29 protein-coding genes are annotated in these 25,324 nt (G+C 65.7%); 20 read left to right on the top strand and 9 right to left on the bottom strand.

The window, feature by feature from the left end; translation table 11 throughout:
- The first annotated feature begins 2 nt into the window (after positions 1 to 2).
- The 11 genes from ACQY72_RS07360 to ACQY72_RS07310 all read left to right on the top strand — a co-directional run bounded on the left by ACQY72_RS07360 (position 3) and on the right by ACQY72_RS07310 (position 11,859).
- Positions 3 to 1,424 (top strand): circularly permuted type 2 ATP-grasp protein, encoded by a 1,422-nt coding sequence (locus ACQY72_RS07360; protein WP_428156589.1) that lies wholly within the window; start codon positions 3 to 5, stop codon positions 1,422 to 1,424.
- Positions 1,424 to 2,362 carry an alpha-E domain-containing protein gene (locus ACQY72_RS07355; RefSeq protein WP_135193667.1) on the top strand — a complete coding sequence of 313 codons (939 nt, stop codon included), beginning with the start codon at positions 1,424 to 1,426 and terminating at the stop codon, positions 2,360 to 2,362. Before ACQY72_RS07360 ends, ACQY72_RS07355 begins: the two co-directional genes overlap by 1 nt.
- 2 nt (positions 2,363 to 2,364) lie before the next feature.
- Complete coding sequence (locus ACQY72_RS07350) at positions 2,365 to 3,204, top strand: transglutaminase family protein (RefSeq protein WP_346494307.1); 840 nt, start codon at positions 2,365 to 2,367, stop codon at positions 3,202 to 3,204.
- Positions 3,205 to 3,310: 106 nt separating this feature from the next.
- The gene (locus tag ACQY72_RS07345; RefSeq protein WP_428156588.1) at positions 3,311 to 4,054 is read left to right on the top strand and encodes a peptidase; all 744 of its coding nucleotides are present in this window, start codon (positions 3,311 to 3,313) and stop codon (positions 4,052 to 4,054) included.
- Positions 4,055 to 4,150: 96 nt separating this feature from the next.
- Complete coding sequence (locus ACQY72_RS07340) at positions 4,151 to 6,538, top strand: TonB-dependent receptor (RefSeq protein ID WP_428156587.1); 2,388 nt, start codon at positions 4,151 to 4,153, stop codon at positions 6,536 to 6,538.
- Between the two features lie 73 nt (positions 6,539 to 6,611).
- Positions 6,612 to 7,298: a Fe2+-dependent dioxygenase gene (locus ACQY72_RS07335; RefSeq protein WP_428156586.1), complete on the top strand. Its 687-nt coding sequence runs from the start codon at positions 6,612 to 6,614 to the stop codon at positions 7,296 to 7,298.
- Between the two features lie 67 nt (positions 7,299 to 7,365).
- Entirely contained in the window at positions 7,366 to 8,043 is a 678-nt protein-coding gene (locus ACQY72_RS07330) for a PepSY-associated TM helix domain-containing protein (RefSeq protein WP_428156585.1), read from the top strand.
- Positions 8,044 to 8,054: 11 nt separating this feature from the next.
- The gene (locus ACQY72_RS07325; protein ID WP_428156584.1) at positions 8,055 to 8,567 is read left to right on the top strand and encodes a DUF2271 domain-containing protein; all 513 of its coding nucleotides are present in this window, start codon (positions 8,055 to 8,057) and stop codon (positions 8,565 to 8,567) included.
- 11 nt (positions 8,568 to 8,578) lie between these two features.
- Entirely contained in the window at positions 8,579 to 9,379 is an 801-nt protein-coding gene (locus tag ACQY72_RS07320; RefSeq protein ID WP_428156583.1) for a DUF4198 domain-containing protein, read from the top strand.
- A gap of 9 nt (positions 9,380 to 9,388) precedes the next feature.
- Positions 9,389 to 10,498: an FAD:protein FMN transferase gene (locus ACQY72_RS07315; RefSeq protein WP_428156582.1), complete on the top strand. Its 1,110-nt coding sequence runs from the start codon at positions 9,389 to 9,391 to the stop codon at positions 10,496 to 10,498.
- Positions 10,495 to 11,859: a sulfite reductase subunit alpha gene (locus ACQY72_RS07310; RefSeq protein ID WP_428156581.1), complete on the top strand. Its 1,365-nt coding sequence runs from the start codon at positions 10,495 to 10,497 to the stop codon at positions 11,857 to 11,859. The genes ACQY72_RS07315 and ACQY72_RS07310 overlap by 4 nt, the downstream gene beginning before the upstream one ends.
- Positions 11,860 to 11,992: 133 nt before the next feature.
- On the opposite strand, the gene ACQY72_RS07305 is transcribed toward ACQY72_RS07310, so the two are convergent.
- Positions 11,993 to 13,390, bottom strand: coding sequence for a UDP-N-acetylmuramate--L-alanine ligase (locus ACQY72_RS07305; RefSeq protein WP_428156580.1), 1,398 nt, complete (start codon positions 13,388 to 13,390; stop codon positions 11,993 to 11,995).
- Positions 13,391 to 13,425: 35 nt separating this feature from the next.
- On the opposite strand from ACQY72_RS07305, the gene ACQY72_RS07300 reads away from it, so the two are divergent.
- From ACQY72_RS07300 to ACQY72_RS07265, 8 genes are all read left to right on the top strand, one after another.
- On the top strand, positions 13,426 to 14,295 hold the full coding sequence (locus ACQY72_RS07300) for an LD-carboxypeptidase (protein WP_428156579.1): 870 nt from the start codon (positions 13,426 to 13,428) through the stop codon (positions 14,293 to 14,295).
- 265 nt (positions 14,296 to 14,560) lie between these two features.
- On the top strand, positions 14,561 to 16,420 hold the full coding sequence (dnaG, locus tag ACQY72_RS07295) for a DNA primase (RefSeq protein ID WP_428156578.1): 1,860 nt from the start codon (positions 14,561 to 14,563) through the stop codon (positions 16,418 to 16,420).
- Positions 16,421 to 16,495: 75 nt separating this feature from the next.
- Positions 16,496 to 18,445 (top strand): RNA polymerase sigma factor RpoD, encoded by a 1,950-nt coding sequence (gene rpoD / locus ACQY72_RS07290; protein ID WP_428156577.1) that lies wholly within the window; start codon positions 16,496 to 16,498, stop codon positions 18,443 to 18,445.
- Positions 18,446 to 18,511: 66 nt separating this feature from the next.
- A complete protein-coding gene (locus ACQY72_RS07285; RefSeq protein ID WP_428156576.1) occupies positions 18,512 to 19,198 on the top strand; it encodes a dual OB domain-containing protein in 687 nt (228 codons plus the stop codon).
- 11 nt (positions 19,199 to 19,209) lie between these two features.
- Positions 19,210 to 19,836: a DUF488 family protein gene (locus ACQY72_RS07280; protein WP_428156575.1), complete on the top strand. Its 627-nt coding sequence runs from the start codon at positions 19,210 to 19,212 to the stop codon at positions 19,834 to 19,836.
- 2 nt (positions 19,837 to 19,838) lie between these two features.
- Positions 19,839 to 20,285 (top strand): DUF488 family protein, encoded by a 447-nt coding sequence (locus ACQY72_RS07275; protein ID WP_428156574.1) that lies wholly within the window; start codon positions 19,839 to 19,841, stop codon positions 20,283 to 20,285.
- 10 nt (positions 20,286 to 20,295) lie between these two features.
- Positions 20,296 to 20,475 carry a DUF2256 domain-containing protein gene (locus tag ACQY72_RS07270; protein ID WP_428156573.1) on the top strand — a complete coding sequence of 60 codons (180 nt, stop codon included), beginning with the start codon at positions 20,296 to 20,298 and terminating at the stop codon, positions 20,473 to 20,475.
- Between the two features lie 55 nt (positions 20,476 to 20,530).
- Positions 20,531 to 21,283 (top strand): extensin family protein, encoded by a 753-nt coding sequence (locus tag ACQY72_RS07265; RefSeq protein WP_428156572.1) that lies wholly within the window; start codon positions 20,531 to 20,533, stop codon positions 21,281 to 21,283.
- Positions 21,284 to 21,287: 4 nt separating this feature from the next.
- On the opposite strand, the gene ACQY72_RS07260 is transcribed toward ACQY72_RS07265, so the two are convergent.
- From ACQY72_RS07260 to ACQY72_RS07230, 7 genes are all read right to left on the bottom strand, one after another.
- The gene (locus tag ACQY72_RS07260) at positions 21,288 to 21,665 is read right to left on the bottom strand and encodes a hypothetical protein (RefSeq protein ID WP_372694031.1); all 378 of its coding nucleotides are present in this window, start codon (positions 21,663 to 21,665) and stop codon (positions 21,288 to 21,290) included.
- A gap of 1 nt (position 21,666) precedes the next feature.
- Positions 21,667 to 21,960: a type II toxin-antitoxin system RelE/ParE family toxin gene (locus ACQY72_RS07255; RefSeq protein ID WP_428156571.1), complete on the bottom strand. Its 294-nt coding sequence runs from the start codon at positions 21,958 to 21,960 to the stop codon at positions 21,667 to 21,669.
- A 157-nt stretch (positions 21,961 to 22,117) separates the two neighbouring features.
- Entirely contained in the window at positions 22,118 to 22,471 is a 354-nt protein-coding gene (locus tag ACQY72_RS07250; protein ID WP_428156570.1) for a DUF1428 domain-containing protein, read from the bottom strand.
- A 22-nt stretch (positions 22,472 to 22,493) separates the two neighbouring features.
- Positions 22,494 to 22,976, bottom strand: a complete 483-nt coding sequence (locus ACQY72_RS07245; protein WP_428156569.1) for a VOC family protein — start codon at positions 22,974 to 22,976, stop codon at positions 22,494 to 22,496.
- Positions 22,976 to 23,428: a VOC family protein gene (locus tag ACQY72_RS07240; RefSeq protein ID WP_428156568.1), complete on the bottom strand. Its 453-nt coding sequence runs from the start codon at positions 23,426 to 23,428 to the stop codon at positions 22,976 to 22,978. Before ACQY72_RS07240 ends, ACQY72_RS07245 begins: the two co-directional genes overlap by 1 nt.
- Positions 23,425 to 23,886 (bottom strand): SRPBCC family protein, encoded by a 462-nt coding sequence (locus ACQY72_RS07235; protein ID WP_428156567.1) that lies wholly within the window; start codon positions 23,884 to 23,886, stop codon positions 23,425 to 23,427. The genes ACQY72_RS07240 and ACQY72_RS07235 overlap by 4 nt, the downstream gene beginning before the upstream one ends.
- A complete protein-coding gene (locus ACQY72_RS07230) occupies positions 23,886 to 24,329 on the bottom strand; it encodes a VOC family protein (RefSeq protein WP_428156566.1) in 444 nt (147 codons plus the stop codon). Before ACQY72_RS07230 ends, ACQY72_RS07235 begins: the two co-directional genes overlap by 1 nt.
- 60 nt (positions 24,330 to 24,389) lie before the next feature.
- Between ACQY72_RS07230 and ACQY72_RS07225 the strand changes: the two genes are divergently transcribed.
- Complete coding sequence (locus tag ACQY72_RS07225) at positions 24,390 to 25,073, top strand: winged helix-turn-helix transcriptional regulator (protein ID WP_428156565.1); 684 nt, start codon at positions 24,390 to 24,392, stop codon at positions 25,071 to 25,073.
- 6 nt (positions 25,074 to 25,079) lie between these two features.
- Here the strand turns inward: ACQY72_RS07225 and ACQY72_RS07220 are convergent, their stop codons facing one another.
- Positions 25,080 to 25,304, bottom strand: coding sequence for a flagellar basal body rod C-terminal domain-containing protein (locus tag ACQY72_RS07220; protein ID WP_428156564.1), 225 nt, complete (start codon positions 25,302 to 25,304; stop codon positions 25,080 to 25,082).
- Positions 25,305 to 25,324 lie beyond the last annotated feature (20 nt).

Here is a 25,324-nt window from a genome sequence, read left to right as displayed (position 1 = left end):
GAATGACGAGAGCTTTCGACGAAATGAACGGCGGCGGGTCGGGTGCGATCCGCGACAGCTACAAGACCCTGGCGGCGTGGCTGGAAAACGCGCCGGCCGATCTGCTGCAGGCGCGTTCGCGTCAGGCGGAGCTGTTCTTCCGCCGTATGGGTGTGACCTTCGCCGTCTATGGCGACGAGGAATCCAACGAGCGCCTGATCCCCTTCGACGTGGTGCCGCGCATCATCGGGGCGGACGAATGGAGCGGGCTGGAAAAAGGGTTGAAGCAGCGGGTCACCGCCATCAACGCCTTCCTGAAAGACATCTATGGCGCCCAGGAATGCATCAAGGCGGGCATCGTCCCGGCTGACCTGATCCTGACCAACCCGCATTATCGACCCGAAATGCAGGGCCGCCGTCCGCCGGGCGATGTCTGGTGCCATATCTCGGGCGTGGATCTGGTGCGCACCGGCGAGGACGGCTTCTACGTCCTTGAAGACAACTGCCGCACGCCGTCGGGGGTCTCCTACATGCTGGAGAACCGCGAGATGATGATGCGGCTGTTCCCCGACCTGTTCGCAGAACACGCCGTGCGGCCGGTCGAAATCTATACCGACATGCTGCTGCGCTCTTTGCAGGCGTCCGCGCCGGCGGGCGCGGGGGCGGACCCGACCATCGTCGTGCTGACGCCGGGGCCGTTCAACTCGGCCTACTATGAGCACAGCTTCCTGGCCGACAAGCTTGGGGTCGAACTGGTCCAGGGCACCGACCTGTTCGTCAACGACGATACGGTCTTCATGCGCACGACCGAGGGGCCGAAGCGTGTTGATGTCATCTATCGTCGGATCGACGACGACTTCATCGATCCCCTGACCTTCATGCCGAACTCGACGGTCGGGGTGCCGGGGCTGATGTCGGCCTATTTCGCCGGACGGGTGACCCTGGCCAATGCCATCGGTACGGGCGTGGCCGACGACAAGGCTGTCTATACCTACATGCCCGAGATCATCCGCTTCTTCACCGGCGAGGACGCGATCCTGCAGAACGTGCCGACCTGGCGCTGTCGCGAGGCGGACGCCTTGAAAGAGGTGCTGGAAAAACTGCCGGAACTGGTGGTCAAGGAAGTGGGCGGATCGGGCGGCTATGGCATGCTGGTCGGGCCCACCTCGACCAAGGCCGAGATCGAGGCGTTTCGCGCCAAGCTGATCGCCGACCCTGACGACTTCATCGCCCAACCGACGCTGAGCCTGTCGACCGCTCCGACCCTGAACGGGGGCGACCTGTCGCCTCGCCACGTCGATTTGCGGCCGTTCGTCCTGTCCAGCCCGGCCGGGGTGCGGGTCGCGCCCGGCGGCCTGACGCGGGTGGCGCTGAAAGAGGGGTCGCTGGTGGTGAACTCCAGCCAGGGCGGCGGAACCAAGGACACCTGGGTGCTGGACAACTGATGCTTTCACGCACTGCAGACAGCCTCTACTGGACCGGCCGCTACATGGAGCGGGCGGACTTCCTCGCGCGCATTCTTGAGGCCGCCATTCGCCTGGCCGCCCTGCCGGCCAAGGACCAGGCCACGGTCACGGCCTGGGCGGGCGCCATCGCCTCGTCGGGGGTCAAGAGCGGCTTCGACGCCTCGGGGCGTACAATCTCCGAGAAGTCGGTCCGGGAATATCTGGCCTTCGGCTACGACAACTCCACCTCGATCAAGGCCTGCATCACCAAGGCGCGGACCAATGCGCGTTCGGTGCGAACCGCCCTCACCATCGAACTTTGGGAGGCGATCAACGGCGCCTGGAACGGGCTGAACGAGCTGGGCGAACCGACCAAGCGCGACGACTTCACCAACTTCCTCGACTTCGTGAAATCGACGTCACTGGCGGTCGAGGGCGCCTCGTCGCGGACCATGTTGCGCAACGACGCCTACTGGTTCCTGCGGCTGGGCATGGCGATCGAGCGGGCCGACAACACCGCGCGCCTGCTGGACGTCAAATACCATCTGCTGCTGCCGCCCGGCGAACGGGTCGGCGGACAGCTGGACTATTTCCAGTGGACGACCCTGCTGCGCGAGGTCTCGGCCCTGACCGCGTATCGCTGGGTCTATCGCGAGAGCGTGCGGCCCTGGCTGGTGGCGGACCTGCTGGTGCTGAACCGCCAGATGCCGCGCTCGCTGGCGTCGTGCCAGGGGATGATCGTCAGCTATCTGGAGCGGTTGGCGACCGACTATGGGCGGCGGGGCCCGGCGCAGCGGTTGGCCTCCAACCGCCTGACCCAGTTCAACGAGGCCAAGATCGAGGACATCTTCCAGTCCGGCCTGCACGAGTACATTCAGGGCTTCCTGAACCAGAACAACGCCCTGGCTGCGGCCGTCCAAGAACAGTATCTGGTCTGACCATGCGGATACGGATCGACCACTCCACCCGCTATGCCTACGCCCGCCCGGCGCGGTTTATCGTGCAGATGCTGCGACTGACGCCGCGCTCGTGCGAGGGCCAGCAGGTGCGCGACTGGCGCATCGAGACCGACGTTGACGCTCGCCTGCGTCGCAGCGAGGACGCCTTCGGCAATGTGGTCCACAGCCTCTATACCGAGCGGCCGACCGACGCCCTGACCATCCGGGTCACCGGCGAGGTGGCGACCGTGAACACGGGCGGTGTGGTGCGGGGCCAAGCCGAGCGGCTGTCGCCCATCGTCTACCTGCGCGAGACGCCGATGACCAAGCCGGATGCGGCCATCGACGACTTCGCCCGGTCGATCCCGGAAAGCGCAACCCTGGGCCGGATGCATGCCCTGATGGGGGCTTTGAAGCAGGATGTGGCGTTCGAGGTCGGCTCGACCTCGGCCAGCCACACCGCCGCCGAGGCCTTCGCCCAGAAGCGCGGCGTCTGTCAGGATCACGCCCAGATCTTCATCGCGGCGGCGCGCCGGATGGGGGTTCCCGCCCGCTATGTCTCGGGCCACCTCAGCCGTCAGGACGGCCAGCACGACCAGGACGCCGCCCACGCCTGGGCCGAGGCCTGGGTCGAGAACCTGGGCTGGGTCGGCTTCGATCCGGCCAACGGCATCAGCCCGACCGAACACTATGTCCGTGTCGCCGTCGGTCTGGACGCGCGCGGGGCCACGCCGATCCGGGGAACCAGCTATGGCGGGGGGCATGAGACCCTGACGGTCGCTCTGAATGTGCGGCCTGTGCAACAGACCCAACAACAACTGCAGTCGCGCGGATGGCCCTGATAGGCATGACGCGCGAATCTGTTAGCGTCATCGGATTCGCAACGCGGGGAGCGGATAGAGCGAAGTGACCTATTGCGTAGGCATGTTGGTGGACGAAGGGTTGGCGATGATCGCTGACACGCGCACCAATGCGGGCGTGGACAACATCTCGTCCTATCGCAAGCTGCACATCTACAAGTCGGCGGGCGAGCGGCTGCTGGCGGTGGCGACGGCGGGCAATCTGTCGGTGACCCAGACGGCGCTCGCCATGGCGTCGGCAGGCGTGAAACTGCCCGACTCCATTGATGTCGAGACGCTGGAGACCGCGCCGACCCTGTTTCGCGCGGCCCAACTGCTTGGCCATGCGATGGCCAGCGTGCGCGCCAGCATCAATACGCCGCCGACCCCCACGGCTGACGGGCTGAACGTCACGGCCTCCATGCTGCTGGGTGGTCAGATCTCGGGCGGCAAGATGGGGCTGTATCTGATCTATGGTCAGGGTAATTTCATCGAGTGCGGGCCGGACACCCCCTATCTTCAGATCGGCGAGCTGAAATACGGCAAGCCCATCCTGGATCGGGCCCTGCACAGTTCGACGACCTTGTCCGAGGCGGTGAAGCTGGGGTTGATTTCGTTCGACTCGACGATTCGCTCGAACATCGCCGTCGGGCCGCCGCTGGACCTGATCGTCATGCCGCGCGACCAGTTGAGTGGCACCGCACGGCGTATCGAAGCCGACGACCCCTATTTCCGCGACCTTGGTCGCCGCTGGTCCGAGGCTCTGGCCGCCGCCCACCGGGCCATGCCCGATCCGACCTGGCTGGATGTGGACAAGACGCCGGCGCCGAGGGCGATGACTGTCGTCAGCTGATTAAGATTGCGATTTGTTCGCAATTTGGCTTGTGCGACATATTGAAGCTGGTTATTGCGACCGCATCGCAAAATCAGACCAAAAGGTCGCAAGACTATGTCCGACTCCCGCGCCGCCGCGCTCCGTTCGCTCCTGTTCGCCTCCAGCGCCGCCGGCATGCTGATCGCCGCGCCCGCTTTCGCCGCTGACGCCGCCGCCGAAGACGGCGTGATCGTTACGGCCGACCAGCAGCAGCCCGCCAACCTGGGCACCATCGACGTCAACGGTCAGGTCAAAAAGCCGGCTCCGGTCAGCCCCGAGTTCGTGGCGCCCCTGGTCGATACGCCGCGTTCGATCACCATCATTCCGCAAGCCATCATCGAACAGACTTCGGCCTCGTCGTTGCAGGATCTGCTGTCCAACTCGCCCGGCATCACCTTCGGCGCGGGCGAGGGCGGCCAGCCGCTGGCCGACCGTCCGTTCATCCGGGGCCAGTCGTCGGGCAACAACATCTTCGTGGACGGCATCCGCGACACCGGCGGCCAGCAGCGCGAAGTCTTCAACCTGGAGCAGGTCGAGGTCATCAAGGGACCGGACGCCGTCTATTCGGGTCGCGGCTCGGGCGGCGGCAGCATCAACCTGGGATCCAAGTCGCCCAAGCTGAACGCCTTCACCAATGTCAGCGCCGGCGCGGGCACGGACGGCTATCTGCGCGGCACTGTCGACACCAATCTGCCGCTGGGCGAGACCGCAACCCTGCGCATCAACCTGATGGGCGCCCAGGGCGACGTGCCCGGTCGCGACGCCGTCGACTACGACAAATGGGGTGCGGCCATCAGCCTGGGCGCTGGTCTCGGCACGCCGTCATCGATGGTTTTCAGCTACTACCACCTGACCAGCGACCAGATGCCGGACTACGGCATTCCACTGTTCACGAAGCTGGTTCCGTCGGCGACCTCGACGGCGCCGGTGCGGCCGCGCACGGACAGCGGCGTGCTGGATGTGCCCTATGACAGCTTCTATGGCCTGAAGGCGCGCGACTATCTGACCAATGAGGTGGATACCTTCACCTTCCGGGCCGAGCATCGCCTCAGCGACTTCGCCACCATCCGCAACGTCAGCCGCTTCTCGCGCACGCTGAACGACTACATCGTCACCAACCCCGGCGACGGCGGTTATGTCGGTCGGGCGGCGGACGGAACCTACTGGATGAAGCGCGGCACCAAGACCCGCTGGAACCCGGTCACCACCCTGGCCAATGTGACCGACGTCTTTGGTCAGTTCGCCACCGGCGGGGTCAAGCACAGCTATGACGTAGGCGTGGAGCTGTCGCGCGAGCACAACAAGAACGCAGCCTATTCGACCTATACGACCTCCGGCTCGGCCTGCCCGGCGGGCCTGACGACGGTGAACGGTTCGCCGCCCACGGCGACGGGCGCGCTGGGCGCCGGCGACTGCACTCAGGTGTTCAATCCGAACCCTGACGACGCCTGGACCGGCGTGATCAATCGCGGCCCGACCAGCTCGAACACGACCGAGGCCATCGGCGTCTACGCGAACGACAGCATTACCCTGACCGAGCGCCTGATCCTGAACCTGGGCGTTCGCTGGGACCAGTATTCGGTCAAGGGCGTCAATGCGACGGCGACACAGGCGGCTGGCGTCTGGACAACGACGGGATTCACCGCCGTGCCGGAACGGACTTGGGAGTTCACCAACTATCAGGCCGGCCTGGTCTTCAAACCGACGGCGAGCAGCAGCGTCTATGCGTCCTGGTCCACCTCCTCGACGCCGCCGACCATCTCGGCGGGCGACCAGAACGCTTCGGGCGGCACGGGCACGGTCGATGGCGTCGCCAATGTCGTGCTGGAGCCGGAAGACACCGAAAGCTTCGAAATCGGCGCCAAGGCCAATGTCTTCCACGACCGTCTGGCCCTGTCGGCGGCGGCCTTCCACCTGACGCGCAAGAATGCGCTGATCCTGGTCGAGCCCAACGTCTTCCGTCAGGAGGGCGAGGTCGAGGTCAAGGGCATCGAACTGGGCGTGTCGGGCAACATCACCCGCGAGTGGACCGTGTTCGGCGGCTATACCTACATGGACTCCGAGCTGACCAAGGCGGCCGTGGTCGTGTCGGGCACGCCGCCGGTCTCAAGCGTCAATCCGTTGCAGGGCCTGCCGCTGGCCAATACGCCCAAGCACAGCGCCAGCCTGTTCACCACCTACCGCGTCCTGCCCAAGCTGACGATCGGCGGCGGCGTCTATTACACGTCCGAATCGCTTGGCGGGAACCAGGGCGGCGCCGGCGGCGGGAACAACCGCGTCTATGCACCGGAATGGACCCGCGTGGACGCGTTCGCGACCTATGACCTGACGGATCGAGCGACGCTGCAACTGAACGTCAAGAACGTGGCGGACGAGGAATACATCATCCGCACCAACGGCGTTCACCACGCCGATGTGGCGGCGGGTCGACAAGCCATCCTGGCTCTGAACCTGCGCTTCTAAAGGCCGTCTTCCCGGCCTATTCTGACGGCCCCGCGATCCCCCGCGGGGCCGTTTTTTCTTTCCGCGAGGCGTCATGCTGCTGCAGATCCCGGAAGTCTTCTCCAAGGCCGAGGTGAAGGCCTTGCGCGCGCGGCTGGACGTCGGTCCGTGGAGCGACGGCAACGCCACCTCGGGCCATCAGTCGGCGACGGCGAAGAAGAACCTGCAACTGCCCGAAGAGTCGGACGTAGCGAAAGAGGTTTCGGCCCTGGTCGTCCAGGCCCTGAACGCCAATCCGATGTTCGTGGCGGCGGCCTTGCCGCACACGATCTTTCCGCCCCTGTTCAACCGTTACGAGGGCGGGGGCGAGTTCGGCCTGCACGTCGACAACGCCATTCGCCAGGCGCGCGGGGGTGGGGCGTTGCGTATCCGCAGCGACCTGTCGGCGACCCTCTTCCTGTCCGAGCCCGAGGATTACGACGGCGGCGAACTGATCATCGAGGAGATGTACGGGTCGCAGGCGATCAAGCTGCCGGCCGGTGATCTGGTCCTTTATCCGTCCAAGAGCCTGCACAGCGTTACGCCGGTCACGCGCGGCGCGCGGGTGTCGTCCTTCATGTGGCTGCAGAGCCTGGTGCGCGACGACGCCGACCGCGAGACGCTATTCCGCCTCGACATCGCCACCCAGCGGGTCGGGCTGGAGAAGGGACCGAAGGATCAGGCGGTGATCGAATTGACCGGGGTCTATCACAATCTTCTGCGGCGCTGGGCCGAGGTCTGAGGCGCAAGGTGTCGCGGGGCTGCTAAACGCTATTGCAACCCGTTCGCAACAATGGCACAGCGACCCCGTGACCGAACTCGCCACACAGCGTCAGGCCGAAACCGCAGCCAAGGGGGCCAAACCCAAGGCGGCGCTGAACGGCGCGCGGTCGTTCTGGCTGAAACAACTCCATAGCTGGCACTGGATTTCGGCGGCGGTCAGCTTGGTCGGCATGATCCTGTTCGCGATCACCGGCATCACCCTGAACCACGCGGCCTCGATCCCCGGCAATCCGGTGACGGTCGAACAGACCGCGACCCTGCCGGCGCCGCTGTTGCAGCGGTTGGCGACATTCCCTGAAGAAACGACCGATCCCGTCCCCGACGCCGTCGCGCGCTGGGCTGCCGAGGCGCTGAAGGTCGAGATCGCCGGCAAGCCGACCGAGACCACCCCGGAAGAGGTCTATGTCGCCCTGGCCATGCCCGGCGGCGACGGATGGGTGACGATCGACCGTTCAAACGGCGAGACGCTGCACGAGAAGACCACCCGTGGCTGGATCGCCTACCTCAACGACCTGCACAAGGGCCGCAACGCCGGCGCGGTCTGGTTCTGGTTCATCGACGTCTTCGCCGTCGCCTGCACCATTTTCGCCCTGACGGGGCTGGGCCTGATGTTCCTGCACGCCAAGGGTCGGCCCTCGACCTGGCCGCTGGCGGCGCTGGGCCTCCTGATCCCCGTCGTCATCGCCCTGATCTTCATTCACTGACGAGTTTTCCGATGCGCCTGCTCCCCATCGTCATCACCACAGTCGGTCTCGCCGCCGCCGCTGCGCCCGCCATGGCCGCCGACCTGACGGTGTCGGTCGAGATTCCGCGCCTGAACACCGCCTCCTATCACCGCCCCTATGTCGCCGTGTGGATCGAGAAGCCGGATCAGTCGGCCGAGCGGACTCTCGCCGTCTGGTATCAGCAGACCCGCAACAACGAGGGCGACGGCAAGGACTGGCTGAAGGACCTGCGCACCTGGTGGCGCAAGGGCGGTCGGGCCATGAGCCTGCCGGCCGACGGCGTATCGGGCGCGACCCGCGCGCCGGGTCGCCAGACCGTCACCGTGCCGGGTGTGCGCCTGCGCAACCTTCAGCCCGGCCAGTACAACATCGTCGTCGAGGCGGCCCGTGAACTGGGCGGCCGCGAGGTCGTGCGCGTGCCCTTCCGCTGGGGCGCCGCCAATACCGGCGCCGGAACCGGCTCCACCGAACTGGGCGCCGTGCGCGTCGCCGTCTCTCGCTAAGGAACAGACCCATGAAGAAGACGATCGCTCTGCTCACGCTGGCCGCCGCCTTGGCCGCCCCCATGGCCGCCCAGGCTCACCGCGCCTGGCTGGCGCCGACCGCCACGACCCTGTCGGGCACGGACGCGTGGGTCGGTTTCGACGCCGGCATGTCGAACCAGGTGTTCAACCCCGATCACGCCGCCATGCGCCTGACGGGCCTGTCCATCACCGCCCCGGACGGTTCGGCGGTCCAGCCCGAGCACGCCATGCAGGGCCAGTATCGCTCGACCTTCGACGCCCATCTGACGCAGAACGGCACCTACAAGATCGCCAACGTGATGGGCGGCGTCATGGCCAGCTACAAGCTGAACGGCGAGCAGAAGCGCTGGCGCGGCGCAGCGGCTGAATATCCGGCGGCCCTGCCGCAGGGCGCGACTGACGTGCAGGCGACCCGCACCGCCAGCCGGATCGAGACGTTCGTCACTTTGAACAACCCGACCGACACCGTCTTCAAGACGACCGGCGAAGGGCTTGAGCTGGTTCCCGTGACCCACCCCAACGACCTGGTCGTCGGCGAGCCCGCGACCTTCAAGCTGCTGAACAACGGCCAGCCGGCGTCGGGCCTGGAGGTCACCGTGGCGCGCGGTGGCCTGCGCTATCGCGACAATCCCGAGGAATCGACCGTCACGACCGGCGCCGACGGGGCCTTCACCGTGACCTGGCCGGAAGCGGGCATGTACTGGCTGAACGCCTCGGTCCGCACCGAAGGTCAGGGTGAAACGCTCGGTTCCAACGCCAGCTATGTGGCGGCGATGGAAGTCCTGCCCTAAGCGAAGGGCATGTCAGACACGCCTCCCCCGCGCGGTTCACGCGCCGCCCCGCCCACGGTCAATCTCGGTGACGACAGCCCTTTGGCCGACCGCGCCGACAACCGGGTGCTGGTGCCCGTCATCGAGGGGGCGCCGCCCCGTCCACCCAGCGACCTGATCCGTGCGCTGGGCGGCGAGACCATGGGCACGACCTGGAGCGCGCGGGTCATCGCGCCGCCGGGCGTGGGCGAGGGCGCGATCCAAACGGCCATCGAGGAAGAACTGGCGACCGTCATCGGCCTGTTCAGCCCGTGGGAACCGTCCAGCGAGATCAGCCGGTTCAATAATGCGCCGGCCGGTTTCTGGGCGGTGTCGCCGCCGTTCTGGGATCTGCTGGATGCGGCCATGAACTTGGGCGACGAGACGAACGGGGCGGTCGATCCGACCCTGGGCGCCTTGGTCGATCTGTGGGGTTTCGGCCCGCCGGGACCACGCTCGGCCCTGCTGCCGGTGCCGTCCGAGGACGAGATCGCGGCGGCCATGGCCGTGTCCGGCTGGCAGAAACTGCGGCTGAACCCCGATGCGCGCGGCGTGATGCAGATGGGCGGGATGAGGCTGGACTTCTCCGGCATCGCCAAGGGCCACGCCGTGGACCGGGTGTCCGACCGGCTGATGGCGATGGGCGCGACCTCGCACCTGATCGAGATCGGCGGCGAGTTGAAGGGATGCGGCGTCAAGCCGGACGCCCAGCCCTGGTGGGTCGAGATCGAACGGGTCGAGGGCAGCCCAGCGCCCCACACCGTGGCGGCCCTGTTCGACTTGGCCGTGGCGACCAGCGGCGACTATCGCCGGGCGTTCCGGCATGACGGCCGCCTGTATCCCCACACGATCGACGGCTCGACCGGGCGCCCGGTCGGCAACAATCTGAGCTCGGTCACCGTGCTGCACGCCTCGGCCATGATGGCCGACGCCTACGCCACGGCGCTGACGGTCATGGGGCCGTTCGAGGGGCCGGAGTATGCCGAGGCGCTGGGCCTGATCGCCCACTTCGTCGAGCGGACCGAACGCGGGCCGGTCGAGCGGATGACGCCGGCCTTCGCCGCAATGATGGACGATCCTGACGGGGATCAGCCGGGGTGACAGCCGATCCGCAGCGCTGGCTGTGGGCGGTCGGGGCGTTGGTGCTTTGGCTGGCCCTGATCGCCGTCATCGTCTGGCGCGAACGCCGGGCCAGGGCCCAGGCGCGTGCACGGTCGGACGCCCTCGCGGGGGCGGGCGAGGGACGGCCGGTGCTGATCGCCTTCGCCAGCCAGACGGGGTTCGCCGAGGAACTGGCCTGGATGACGGCGCGCGCCTTGAGCGACGGCGGCGTGGGCGCACGGGTGCTGTCCTTCGCCGATCTGGACGCCCAGGCTCTGAAGGCGGCCGACCGGGCGCTGCTGGTCGTGTCCACGACGGGCGAGGGCGATCCGCCCGACAGCGCCGCCCGGTTCGTGCGCAAGATCATGGGCGAGACGGCGGACCTGTCCGGCCTTCGCTTCGGCCTGCTGGCGCTGGGCGACCGCAGCTACGATCAGTTCTGCGGCTTCGGTCATGCGGTGGACGGCTGGCTGAGGCGGTCGGGCGCCGAACCCCTGTTCGACACGGTCGAGGTCGACAACGGCGAGACCGGCGCCATCCGCCACTGGCAGCATCAGCTGAACCAGATCACCGGCAGCGTGACGGCCCCCGACTGGACCCCGCCCGCCTATGACCCCTGGCGGTTGGTCGAGCGGACCCTGGTCAATCCCGGCAGTCCCGGCGGCGAGGCGTATCATCTGGCGTTCGAATGCGTGGGCACGACGCCCGACTGGTCGGCCGGCGACATCGCCGAGGTCGGCCTGCCCGAGCAAGACGGCATTACGCCCGGCTCGCGTGAATATTCCATCGCCTCACTGCCGTCGGACGGCCGGGTCGAGTTCCTGATCCGCCTGATGCGCCATCCCGACGGCGCGCCGGGCTTGGCCTCGGGCTGGTTGACGCAGGATCTGGCGGTCGGCGGCGAGATCGGGATGCGGCTGAGGGCGAACCGCAGCTTCCACGGCACGGCGGACGAGACGCCGATGATCCTGATCGGCAACGGCACGGGGATCGCCGGACTGCGGGCGCATCTGAAGGCGCGGACGGCGGCTGGCGGGGCCTGGCTGCTGTTCGGCGAGCGGACCCAGGCGCACGACGCCTTCTTCGATGCGGAGCTGCACGAATGGCTGGCCTCGGGCGTGCTGCAACGGCTGGACCGCTCCTTCTCGCGCGACGCGGGCGACGGGCGATATGTGCAGGCTCTGGTCGCGGCGGCGGCTGAAGATCTGCGTGAGTGGGTCGAACGCGGGGCGGCGATCTACGTCTGCGGCAGTCTGGAGGGCATGTCTCAAGGCGTTCATGCCGCGCTGGAAAATGCGTTGGGTGCGGACACGGTGCTGACGATGCTGGAAGACGGCCTCTATCGGCGGGATGTGTACTAACTTTCCGCTCATCCCGGCGAAAGCCGGGACCCAGTGCTTTGGGCGCCCAGACGTGACATGTCTGGCGGCCTGTCGATCCCAGACACCCTGCTTCGCGAAAGGACTGGGTCCCGGCTTTCGCCGGGATGAGCGGCTATTTCCGTAGTCGCTCCAACAGGTCCGCCGCGAAGGACGAAAGCGTGTCGTCCCGGGCGCCCATGACGATGATGCGGTCTCCCGGCTGAGCGATCTCCACGATCCGGTCGCCGCATGCCGCGCGCGTCGGAAGCGCCTCCGCCTGACGCCCAGCGGCGCGGACGCCGGAGGCGATGTCCTCGGACCCAACGCTGCGGTCCGTCGTGCCGCCGTAATAGACCGGCTCGGGCATCAGCAGCACGTCGTCCTCGCGCATCAGGCCGGCGAAGCCGTCGATGAACTCCGACTTCATCAGCATCAGCGGGCCGAACCCATGCGGCTGGAACAGGATCAGCAGACGGCCGTCGAAGGCGTGCAGGGTCTTCAGCGTGGCGGCGATCTTGTCCGGGTTGTGGGCGAAGTCGTCGATGACGGTGATGTCGCCGGCCGTCCCGACCACCTCCATGCGGCGACGGATGCCGGCGAAGCTTTCCAGCGCCTTGACCGCCTCGCTGGTCGGCACGCCCAACGCCCTGGTCGCGCCCAGCGCCGCCAGGGCGTTGGCGACATTGTGGGCGCCGGGGACGTTCAGGATGACGTCGTGCTCGCTCCAGCCCTCGATCAGGCGGAACTTCATGCCGGCGGGCAGGGGCGTCAGGTCGTGGCCGGACAGGTCGGCCTTCTCCTCGCCAAGGCCGAAGGTGATGGCCTTGCCGGCCGGCAACGTCTGGGCCAAAGCCGCCGTCTCGGGATTGTCGAGGTTCAGCACGGCCGTCGTCGCGCGTGCGGTGAAGCCGCCGAACAGGTCGCGCAGCTCCTCCATCGACTTGTGATCCAGCGAGATGTTGGAGACCACGGCGACGGTGGGGTCGTAGGCGGCGATGGAGCCGTCGCTCTCGTCCACCTCCGACACGAACAGGTCCGGGCCGCCGATCAGGGCGCTGGCGAACGGGTGATCGGCGTCGGCGAAGTTCTTCATCACCGCCCCGTTCATGACGGTGGGTTGGCGACCCGTCTGGTGCAGAATCCAGGCGATCATGCCGGTGATGGTGGACTTGCCGCTGGTGCCGGCCACGCCGACCGAGGTCGGGGCGGCGTTGAAGATTTCGCTGAGCAACTGGGGGCGGGTCTTTATGATCGCGCCAGCGCGTTTCGCCGCGCCGATGTCGGGCACGGTATCCTCGATGGCGCCGGTGGCGATCACGGTCTGATCGGCGCGCGTCACGCCCGACCCGTCCTGGGGGTGCAGGGTCACGCCGTGGGCGCGTAGCCAGTCGAACTTCTCGGGCGTGCGGCCCTGATCCAGCGCGCGGTCCGAGCCTTCGATCGCGGCGCCGCGCGCCTGAACGATCATGGCCAGGGGCAGCATGCCCGACCCGCCGATGCCGCAGAAGAAATAGGAGGCGTCTTGGTTCATGCCCCCTTAGAACAGGGGATCGGGCCGATCCGCCAGTGGGGATCGCAAAAACGACGAAGAAGGCGCGCGTGGCGACCAACAGCTTCAAGATCGGCGTCGTCTGCGCCAGTTCGCGGTTTTCGAAAGAGCGCGCCGAGGCGGTGGAGGCCTGGATGGCGCAGAACCATCCCGACCGCGACGTGGCGGTGGTGTTTCACCCCGCCTGCTTCCTGAAACACGGCCATTTCGCCGGCGACGACCGGGCGCGGGCCGACGCCTTCGTCGAGTTCGCCAACGATCCGCGCATCGACGCCATCTGGTTCGCGCGCGGAGGATACGGTTCATGCCGCATCGCCGATGCCGTGATCCCGCGCCTGGACGCTGTCGCGCGCAAGAAGCGTTATATGGGTTATTCCGATGCCGGCAGCCTGCTGGCCGGGATGTACAAGGCGGGTTTCCAGCATCTGGCGCACGGGCCGATGGCCTCGGATTCTGTGCGCGACGACGCGACGGCGCGGGGCGCCCTGTCGTGGCTGACCACCGGACGGACTGACTGGATCGAGCCGTCGCTGGCGACAGATCCGCGACCGGCCGTGGCCTTCAATCTCACCATCCTGAACGAGCTGACCGGCACGGCGCTGGAGCCGGATTTGTCCGGTCACGTCCTGATGCTGGAGGAAGTTTCTGAGGCCGCCTACCGGATCGACCGGATGATGTTTCATTTGACCAGCCAGGCCAGCATTCGGCGTGTGGCCGGGATTCGCCTGGGGCGTGTTTCCGATGTCACGCCAAACGATCCCGATTTCGGACAGACTCCGGAGGAGATCGTTCGATACTGGTGCTTGAGGTCGGGCATAGCCTTCCTCGGAAATGCCGATATCGGGCACGACGGCGCCAACAAGGTCGTCCCCTTCGGTCGCCCCTGAGGCGAACGGCGCGCGGCGTAAAAGACACAGTCTCGCCTTGATCCGTCGAAAGACACCGGTAGCCCCCTCGACAGAACGCCGGTCCTGACTTCAGATGCCGGTCCGCGAGGCGTTAGGACTTCGTTAGCCAAGGCGTTGGGGGACGCCAAGGTTTACGCCTTCTGCGATGCGGCGGTTCGTTCGGATATCGGGGGATGCCCGGACGAGCCGCCTGATCGTTTTCCGATCATCGACGGAATGGGCCGCAAGGCTTAAGGATCGCCAGGTGCGTTTCGACGAAAGATTCATCGATGAACTGAAGGCCCGCCTTCGGCCGTCCGACGTGATCGGGCGGACGGTGAAGCTGAAACGTCAGGGGCGCGAATATGTCGGCCTCTCGCCCTTCTCCAAGGAAAAGTCGCCGTCCTTCTTCGTCAACGACGACAAGGGCTTCTTCCACGACTTCTCGTCCGGGAAACACGGCGACATCATCTCGTTTCTGCAGGAGACGGAGCGGCTGAGCTTCGTCGAGGCGGTGCAGCGCCTCGCCGGCGAGGCGGGCATGCAACTGCCGGCCGAAGACCCCAAGGAGGCCGAGCGCGAGCAGAAGCGGGCGGGCCTGTCGGACTGGATGGACCTGGCCCAGAAATGGTTCGCCGCCAATCTGCGCCGCACGCCGGGCAAGGCGGCGCGCGAATACCTCGAAAAACGCGGCCTGCCCGAGGATCAGTGGGAGCGGTTCGGCCTGGGCTATGCGCCCAACGATCGCGAGGGACTGAAACAGGCGCTGGTCCAGCGCGGCGCCAAGCCCGCTGAACTGGTCGAGGCCGGGATGCTGATCTCGCCGGAAAGCGGCGGCCAGCCCTATGACCGGTTCCGCGACCGGCTGATGTTCCCGATTCTGGACGCGCGTGGGCGGATCGTCAGCTTCGGCGGCCGGGCCATGAACCCCGACGACCGCGCCAAATATCTGAACGGCCCGGAAAGCCCACTCTTCCACAAGGGCGCGACCCTCTACGGCCTGCCTGAGGCGCGGCGGATACTGGGGGCGGAAAGCAAGAACGACCAGGCCATCATCGTGGTCGAAGGCTATATGGACGTCATCGCCTGCCAGCGCGCGGGTCTGCCGGCCGTGGCGCCGATGGGCACGGCCCTGACCGAGGAACAGATGGAACGGCTGTGGCGGGTGTCGTCCGAGCCGGTGCTGTGTTTCGACGGAGATGCGGCTGGGCTACGCGCCGCCTATCGCGCCATCGAACGGTCGTTGCCGCTGTTGAAGGCGGGGCGGTCGTTCCGGTTCGCCCTGCTGAGCGCCGGACAGGACCCCGACGACATCCTGCGCGACAAGGGGGCGCCGGCCCTGCGTCAGGCCCTGGCCGACACCCACGGTTTCGCCGAGGTGCTGTTCCGCCGCGAACAGGATCTGGAGCCGCTGGATACGCCCGAGCGCAAGGCTGGCTTCAAGGCGCGGCTGAGGAACACGGCCTCGGCCATCCAAGACAAAGATTTAGCCGAACAGTACCGCCGCGACCTGTTCGACCGCTTCGACGCCCTGTTCCCGCGCAGCCCCCAACGCGCGCCCTGGACGCCGGGGCAGGGCAGGCGCGGTTTCGGCCCGCCGCCCAAGCTGGGCCAGACGGCGGAAGGGGCGCAGGCGATGCAGTCGCTGTTTCGCGCCATCGAACCGGTGCCGGCCGCCCTGGCCCACGGCGCCATCGACGACCCCGAACGGATGGACGACCATCTGGAAGAGATCGCGGCTCACGGTTTCGGCGACAAGGGGCTGGATGGACTGGCCCAGGAGTTGGTTCGCCTGCGTCTGTCGGGACATAGCCTTGACTCTGCCGCCCTGCGACGCCATCTGGCGCAATCGGGTCATGATGCCTTAGTGCGCGAGGTCGAGAAGGCGGCGGCAAAGTCCGGCGCGCCTTTCCTGGCCGCAAATGCGCCCCTCGCCGAGGCAAGGGTCCGATGGTCGCAGGCGTTCGACGCTTCAACACGCGTAGCCGCGTTGGAGGACGCCTTGGCCCATGCACGTGATGTGCCTGGGCAGGATGAGGCGTTTCGCCGGCTTAAGGCCGAGCGGGATGCGCTTCGCCGTGCGATCAAAGCCGGAACGATTTGGGAAGACAGCGCGGGCTCGTAACCTTACGGCCCGCCAGGCATTGTATTTTTCGTCGGGGCGGATTGATCACCCCCTCCGGCTGGAGACAGACTGACTATGAACGCACAGACCGAGACGCAGGAAACCGAGGCTTCGACCGATGGGCCCCTGCTCGATCTGACCGACGCCGGCGTCAAGAAGTTCATCAAACAGGCCAAGGCTAGAGGCTATGTGACGATGGAGGAGCTGAACAAGGTTCTGCCGTCCGAAGAAGTCACGCCCGACGCCATTGAAGACACCTTGGCCATGTTGTCCGAGATGGGCGTCAACGTCGTCGAGGCCGAGGAGGACGCGCAGGAGCAGCAGTCCACCGACGTCGCCGCCGCCGCCGGCACCGCCGTCGCCGAAGCGCCCGCCAAGGCCGCCTATGACCGCACCGACGACCCGGTGCGGATGTATCTGCGCGAGATGGGCTCGGTCGAATTGCTGAGCCGCGAGGGCGAAATCGCCATCGCCAAGCGGATCGAAGCCGGCCGCGACGCCATGATCTCGGGTCTGTGCGAAAGCGCCCTGACCTTCGAGGCCATCATGGTGTGGCGTGACGAGCTGGAGAACAACCGCATCCTGCTGCGCGAGGTCATCGACCTCGACGCCACTTACGGTGTGCTGAACCCCTCGTCCCTGCCAGGCGCCGCCCAGCCCGAGGCTGAGGCGGAAGAAGAAACTGAGGAAAAACCGGCAGCCGAGGCCAAGCCCGAATCCGACGACGACGATGACGACGACGATTTCGACGACGGCGGCGGCATGTCGATCTCGGCGCTGGAAGCCGAGCTGCGCGATGGGGTGATGGAGGTCCTGAACCTGATCGCCGCCGACTTCGGCGCGTTCCGGGGGCTGCAGGACAAGCTGGTCCAGACCCGTCTGAAGGGCGAGGTGCTGAGCGCCAAGGACGAGAAGGCTTATCGTGCCCTGACGCTGTCCATCTCGGACCGTCTGAAGACGATGAAGCTGAACAACAACCGTATCGAGGCCCTGGTCGAGCAGCTTTATGCGATCAACAAGCGCCTGATCGGTCTGGAAGGCCGTCTGCTGCGCCTGGCCGACAGCTACGGCATCTCGCGGCCTGAGTTCCTGAAGGCCTATTTCGGCGCAGAGCTTGACCCGACCTGGACCGAGCGGATCAAGGAGCAGGGCGTGCGCTGGACCAAGTTCAGCGACAATGAAGCCACGCAAATCGCCACCATCCGCGCCGACGTCGCCGCTGTGGCGCTGGAAGCCGGCCTGCCGATCGACGACTACCGCCGTATCGTCCAGACCGTGCAGAAGGGCGAGCGCGAAGCCCGGCAAGCCAAGAAGGAAATGGTCGAGGCCAACCTGCGCCTCGTCATTTCCATCGCCAAGAAATACACCAACCGCGGCCTGCAGTTCCTGGACCTGATCCAGGAGGGCAACATCGGCCTGATGAAGGCGGTCGACAAGTTCGAGTACCGTCGCGGCTACAAGTTCTCGACCTACGCCACCTGGTGGATCCGTCAGGCGATCACCCGCAGCATTGCAGACCAGGCGCGCACCATCCGCATCCCGGTGCACATGATCGAGACGATCAACAAGATCGTCCGCACCAGCCGCCAGATGCTGCACGAGATCGGCCGCGAGCCGACCCCGGAAGAACTGGCCGAGAAGCTGGCCATGCCGCTGGAGAAGGTCCGCAAGGTCCTGAAGATCGCCAAAGAGCCGATCTCGCTCGAAACCCCCATCGGGGACGAGGAAGACAGCCACCTGGGCGACTTCATCGAGGACAAGAACGCCGTCCTGCCGATCGACGCCGCCATCCAGTCGAACCTGCGCGAGACCACCACCCGCGTGCTGGCCTCGCTGACGCCGCGCGAGGAACGGGTCCTGCGGATGCGTTTCGGCATCGGCATGAACACCGACCACACGCTGGAAGAAGTCGGCCAGCAGTTCTCGGTGACCCGCGAACGGATACGTCAGATCGAGGCCAAGGCGCTTCGCAAGCTGAAACACCCGTCGCGGTCGCGCAAACTGCGGTCCTTCCTGGACAGCTAGTCATCAATCTCTGATTGATAAGAATCGTCTATTGATTGTATCCCGCTTTCCAATCTGGAGAGCGGGATGCCTGGCTACACCAAGACCATTCTTTGTCTGGCGAACTCATATAAGACCAGTGGACGCTGCCTTGCAGGCGTAGAGATCTGCCCAGACGGCACATTGCAATGGATCAGACCTGTCAGCGCGAGAGAGCACGGGGAAATTTCCGAGCAGGAACGGATGTATGCCGATGGGACGGATCCCCGTGTCGGCGATATATTGGAAGTTCCGCTGCTGCGACCGTCGCGTCACCCTTTCCAGTCCGAAAATCACCTGATCGACCCTCATCGGCATTGGGTGTTCAGTCGCAGGGCTGTTGAGCGCGATATCCAGAGATGCCAGGATCATAGCGGCCGCCCGCTTTGGAGAAATGGAAGTTCCAGCACCTACGGCAAGAATGATCGGGTTCGCGAAAACATCGCAACGCCGAACGAGGGGTCTTTGCGGTTGATCAAGGTCGATCAATTGGAAGTCAGGCTAGAGGTGGAAACCACTCGCCACGGATCAAAGCGAAAGTTGAGAGGGGCATTCGTTCACGCCGGGGTTCAGTATATCCTTGGGATCACCGATCCCCCGTTTCGCAAGCGATACTTTATTGGCCCCGATGGTCGCTACCAGATCGGTCCTGCCTATCTTTGCATCAGTCTCGGGGATCCTTTGGGGGGCTTCGCTTACAAGCTGATCGCGACTGTCATCCTTCCGCAAAATTGATAGAGTGGGGCGTGACGACTGCTTCCGATACCGCGCCTGTGATCCTGAGCATCGGTCATTCAACCCTGGCCTATGACCAGTTCCTCGCGCGCCTGACGCATGCCGGCGCCACAGCGGTCGCCGACGTGCGGACAGCCCCGTATTCGCGGCATTTTCCTCAGTTCAATCGAGACGTTCTCAAAACGGCGCTGACGGGTGACGGCATCGCCTACGTCTTTCTTGGCGATGAATTGGGCGGGAGGCCCAGTGAGGCGGAATCCTATACCGACGGCGTCGCCGACTACGAGAAAATGGCGCGGTCGAAATCGTTCCAGCGGGGGCTAAACCGCTTGAGACAGGGCGCACGGAACTATCGGATCGCGATGATGTGTTCCGAGAAAAATCCTCTCGACTGTCATCGTTGCCTGCTGGTCGGCCGGGCGCTGAAACAGGCTGGTGTCGCTGTCGAGCATATCGTCGAAGATGGCGAGCGACTGACCCAGGACGACATCGAGGCGCGTTTGATGGTCATGGCCAACAAGTTCAACACCGACATGTTCGCCGAAGAGGCGCAACTGCTGACCGACGCCTATCGTGACCGCGCTAAACGGGTCGCATTCGCCGAGCAACACCCTGATCCTGTGCTGGCTGCGAGCTGAAAATGTCCAAGACGACTGTCGCCACCATCGGGTTCACCAAGACCAATGCCGAGGGGTTTTTCGAGCGATTGCTTAAGTCCGGCGTGACGAAGATTGTCGATGTTCGCCTGCACAACACCTCGCAACTGGCGGGCTTCGCCAAGGCCGACGACCTGGCTTATTTCCTCAAGAAACTCGGCGGCATTCAATATGCGCACCAGCCGCTTCTGGCGCCCACGGACGGCATGCTGAAGGCTTTCAAGAAGGAGAAGGGCGATTGGGCCGTATATGAAACCCGCTTTCTGGATCTGATGAAGGAACGGCGCATAGAGACCCGCCTCAAGCCGCAGATGTTCGAGGGCGCCTGCCTGCTGTGTTCGGAGCCCACGCCGCACCAATGCCATCGCCGCTTGGTGATCGATTATCTGAATGACCGCTGGAGCGGCGCTCTATCGGCGAACCACCTCTGAACGACGCTTGATGGCTCGAAAGCACGTCAACCTCGGCACGGCGCCCGCCAAGGCCGACCTGCCGCAGAAGGTCTGCGCCGCCTGCGGCCTGCCGTTCGCGTGGCGCAAGAAGTGGGCGCGGGACTGGGATCAGGTTCGGTTCTGCTCGGACAGGTGTCGCGCGAAGGGTGCGGCGGAAAACCCGCGATAGATGGCTCTCCGCCTCGTGACCGCACGCGATCAGGGAATCAGATAGCGTCGCGACGATGTTTGCTGTGTCCCGCGCCTCACCCTTCTTGATCGCCCTCAGCGTCTGTCTGATCCTGAGCGGTTGTGTGCGGCGGCCGCCCGAGCCGTTGCGCCCGTCATCCTATCCGGGTGGGTATCCGTCGCGCACCGAGGCGCCGCTGGTTGGGGGGCTGGTAGACCGGGCGATCGATGGGGGCACGCAGGGCGCAGTCGTGCGCGAGGGGCGGGACCTGGAGCGATGCCTGGCCGAGCTGAACGCCGCACGGGTGCGGTTCAGCCCCGTGCCGGATCGTCAGAACACCGCGACCTGCGGCCTGAGCCAGGGCGGAGTGCTGGGCGCCGACTTGGGAACGGTGGCGCGGTTGGCGCCCGGCGATGTGGAGATGACGTGTCAGACGGCGCTGGCGCTGAGCATCTGGCGCAGGCAGTCGCTGGAGCCGGCGGCGCGCGAGATCCTGGGCTCGGACGTGGTCCAGATCGATCACATGGGCGCCTATGCCTGTCGCAACGTGAACAACGGCGTCGGCTCGAACCGGATCAGCGCCCATTCCCAAGCGGCGGCGCTGGACTTCGCCGGGGTGCGGCTGAGGGACGGGCGCCGGATCACGGTGACGAAGGACTGGTCGGGCGATGCGCCCGAGGCGCGTTTCCTGCGCCGCATCCGCGACGACGCCTGCCGTATCTTCGGCACGACGCTGAGCCCCGACTACAACGCCGTCCACCACGACCACCTGCATCTGGAGGCGACCGACACGCGGTTCTGCCGATAGGAGATCAGTCCTTGCCGTCGCGGCCGTCAGGCTCCTTGGCTACGCCTTTGAAGGCGCCGTCGCTGGACTTGCGCTCCATGAAACGGCCGGAGCCTTCGTCGCGTTTCTGCCAGTCGCCGTTCTCGTGCTGGAACTGCGTTCGGCCCTTGACCGCACCGATGCGGTAGTCGTTTCCGGTGTTCTTTCCCATTGTCGCCTCCTTGCGAACAGAAGAAGAACGTCGCACGATTCGCGCCCCTCGCATACGGTCACGTGCGCGAGCGACAACCTCGACGGCCTCGGAATAGGCTTGGGCGCCGAAACTGCGAGCATCCAAAAGATAGGCGGCGATACCCTCTTCGGAGGTCAGATAGTCGGCGGGATCAAAGGGCCGGGTGTCCAAGTCAAAAGTCCTTCGCGAAAGACTTGGCGCGGATGATATCCCGCGCTTGGGAACTCTTGTCGCCACCACATAATAACACGACGACCGTGCTTCCACGCTTCACAAAATACACCCGATATCCGGGTCCGTGATTGATACGCAATTCGGAAACGCCTTCTCCTACAGGTTTGACGTCGCCGATCTGCTCCGCCGCCAAGCGGCTGATGCGTTGCAAGATTATGGCGCGGCCAACTTCATCACGAAGGCTGAGAATCCATTTTCGAAAGGCTGGCGTTTCCTCGATTTGCCATGCCATGAAATCTCAGCCCTCGATGTGTGAGCGACATGCGAGGCTGCTGAACCTCACTCAGGTACAGTCGGTAGTCTCTGCATCACGCAGTTCGGTAAAGGCGGCAATCCTTGGTAGTCACTAATATTTCTCCTAGGTATGTTTCAAGTCTTAACCTTGAAGGTCAGGCCTTGCCGTCGAACACGACCTCGAACCCGCCCCACATCATGCGCTTGCCGTCGAAGGGCATGTCCATGTTGGCGAAGCCGGGGTCGTCCTGCATCTTGCCGAAACAGGCGTCGGCGGTGGCGCGGTCGGGCCAGGTCACCCAGGAGAAGACCACGACCTCGCCGTCCTCCAGCTTCACGGCCATGGGAAAGCTGGTCAGCTTGCCGTCGGGCACGTCCTCGCCCCAGGTCTCGACCTGGGACAGGGCGCCGTATTTCTGGAACAGGGGCCATGAGGCCTCGGCGGACTTGACGTAGCGCGCCTTGTCCTCGGATTTCACGGGGGTCAGGAAGCCGGTCACATAGGTCATCGGTTGTCTCCTTGGTTTGGGTTCAGAGGTCGGCGACGGCGCGGTCCAGCGCCGCGATGTCGATCTTGGTCATGCTCATCATGGCCGTCATTGCGGCGGCCGCGCGCGCGGGATTTGCGTCGGTGGTCAGGTCCATCAGGCGGCGGGGCGTGATCTGCCACGAGAGGCCCCAGCGGTCCTTCAGCCAGCCGCAGGCGTTCTCGCGGCCGCCGTCGGCGATCAGGGCGTCCCACAGGCGATCCGTCTCGGCCTGATCCTCGGTCATCACCATGAAGGAGACGGCCTCGGTGAAGCGGAAGGCGGGACCGCCGTTCAGGGCCACATACTCATGGCCGGCCAGGACGAACTGGACCGTCAGGACCGAGCCGGCCGGACCGGACGGCGTATCGACGGGGGAGCGATTGACCGCCGTGACGCGGCTGTCGGGCAGGAGGGAGACATAGAAGGCGGTCGCCGCCTCCGCGTCACCGTCGAACCACAGGCAGGGGACGATCTTGTCGGCCATCACGCGTGCGCCTGGGGCGGGAAGGTGTTGATCATCCAGTCCTTGCCGAACCGGTCGCGGACCATGCCGAAGCCGGGCGACCATGAGGTGGCGGCGAAAGGCAACTGGACCAGGCCGTTCTCGCCGAGCCGGTCGAAGACCGTTCTGGCCTTGTCGGCGCTGTCGAAATGCACGGCGACCGAGGTTTGGGCGGGCGGCTTTCGCATTTCTTCGGCCTTGCGCTCGCCGGTGTCGGCGCAGACACCGGGCTGGCTGTCGGAGCCCATGATCGCCTGGTCGCCGACTTGCATCCATGCATGGGCGATCTTGTCCTTCCACTCGGGGGCGACGGGGGCCTCGGGCATGTCGGCGAAGGTGATCAGGTTCAGTTGGTCGGCGCCCAGAACCTCGGCGTAGAAGCCGAAGGCCTCGCGCGCCTGATCGTGGAACATCAGATTGGGGGTGATCTTCACTGGGTGTCTCCCTCTGCAAGGGCGGCGAGCTGATCGGCCACGGCGCCCCAGCCCTGTTCGAAGCCCATGTCCCTGTGTTTCGCGGCGGTCTTCTCGTCCCAGTGACGGGCGATGGAGGTGTAACGCGTGCCGCCCGCCTCGGGCTCGAAGGTGTCGATGCGCACGAAGTCCAGATCGCCGGACTGAGGCACCCAGCCCTCGGTGAAGGCGCTGGTCGAGACCAGCTTGCGGCCCGGCACGACCTCCAGGAAGACGCCGGAATGGGGATGGCGTTCGCCCTCGGGAGAGGCCAGTTCGATATTGGCCCGTCCACCGACGCGCAGATCCCAATCGACGACAGGGGTGGTCCAGGGGCGAGGGCAGAACCATTCGCCGGTGCGCTGGGTGTAGATCTTCCAGACGGTTTCCGGCGAGGCCTTGATCAGGCGGCTGATGCTGAGTTCGCGGGGGTCGGCCATCACGCTGCCGTGGCGTCGGCGGCGAAGGCCTCGGGGCCGGCGGACGCGGCGGCCGGGTCCATCCACATGACTTCCCAGATATGGCCGTCGGGGTCGGCGTAGCTGCGACTGATCATGAAGCCGTAGTCCTGGGTCGCGTTGGGATCGACGCGACCGCCCGCGTCGCCAGCCTGTTTGACGACCGCATCGACCGCCTCGCGACTGGTGTGCGACAGGCACAGCATGACCTGGGCCGAGGCATGGGCGTCGGGGATCTGGCGGTCGGTGAAGGTGCGCCATTTGTCGTGGGTCAGCAGCATGACGTGGATCACGTCCGACACCACCATACAGGCGGCCGTGTCGTCGCTGAACATGGGGTTCCGGGTCGCGCCGACGGCTTCGTAGAAGGCGATGGACTTGGGCAGGTCGGCGACGGGCAGGTTGATGAAAATCAGCTGGGGCACGGCGTTTCCTCTTCCTTGTTTGTTTGCGAAACCTGACTCCTATGATTATGATAGTCAACCATGAAGTTAGAAAAAGTAACCGACAAGGCTGGTCGCAAATATCACGATGCGTGCGGGGCAGCGCACGGGCTGGACCTGATCGGCGAGCGCTGGGCGCTGCTGGTCATCCGCGAACTGATGATGGGGCCGCGCCGGTTCGGTGATCTGAGGAAGGATCTGCACGGCATCTCGGCCAATGTGCTGACACAGCGGCTGGAGGGGCTGGAGGCGTCGGGCATTCTGCGGCGCAGAAAGCTGCCGCCGCCCGCCTCGGTCCAGGTCTATGAGCTGACGCCCTGGGGTTACGAGATCAAGCCGGTCTTCATGGTGCTGGGCGGCTGGGCGGCGCGCTCGCCGCTGCACGATCCGACCCTGCCGATCAGCGCTGTGTCGATCATGCAGTCGTTCGAGACGATGTTCGATCCGACCCTGGCCGGCGATGCGGTCATGAGCGTGGGCTTCGTCTTCGGCGACGAGCCCTTCGTCGTTCGCATCGAAGGCGGCGTCATCACGACGCGCCGCGACGCGACGGACGCCGCCGAGGTGGTGCTGACGACCCAGCCGCCGCTGGTCGCCGCCTGCGTCTATGGCAAGGTTCCGCCGGCTGCGTTCGAGGCGGATGGGATGATGACGCTGACCGGCGACAGGGCCGTGTTCGACCGGTTCGCGGGCTTCTTCAACCTGCCGGAGAAGACGCAGGCCTGACGGCGATCAGGCCAGGATGTCCAGAAGGGTTCCGGTCATGTCGTCGGCGGTGCGGACCACGGCGGCGTTGGCGCTGAAGGCGGTCTTGGCCTGGATGCGTTCGACGGTTTCCTCGGCGAGGTTGTCCAGCGGCGCGGTCGCGGTGCGGCGCGCGCTGTTGTCGAAACGGGTCTGGGCGCCGAGCATTCCGGCGGCGCCGATGGCCATGCTTGAAATGGAATGGGCCTGCATCTCAAGCCTCCCGAAAGGAA

It is taken from the genome of Brevundimonas sp., assembly GCF_965279155.1.
Lineage (GTDB): Bacteria > Pseudomonadota > Alphaproteobacteria > Caulobacterales > Caulobacteraceae > Brevundimonas.
The sequence above is the reverse complement of the archived record's forward strand: the minus strand, read 5'-3'. Positions and strand labels throughout refer to the sequence as shown.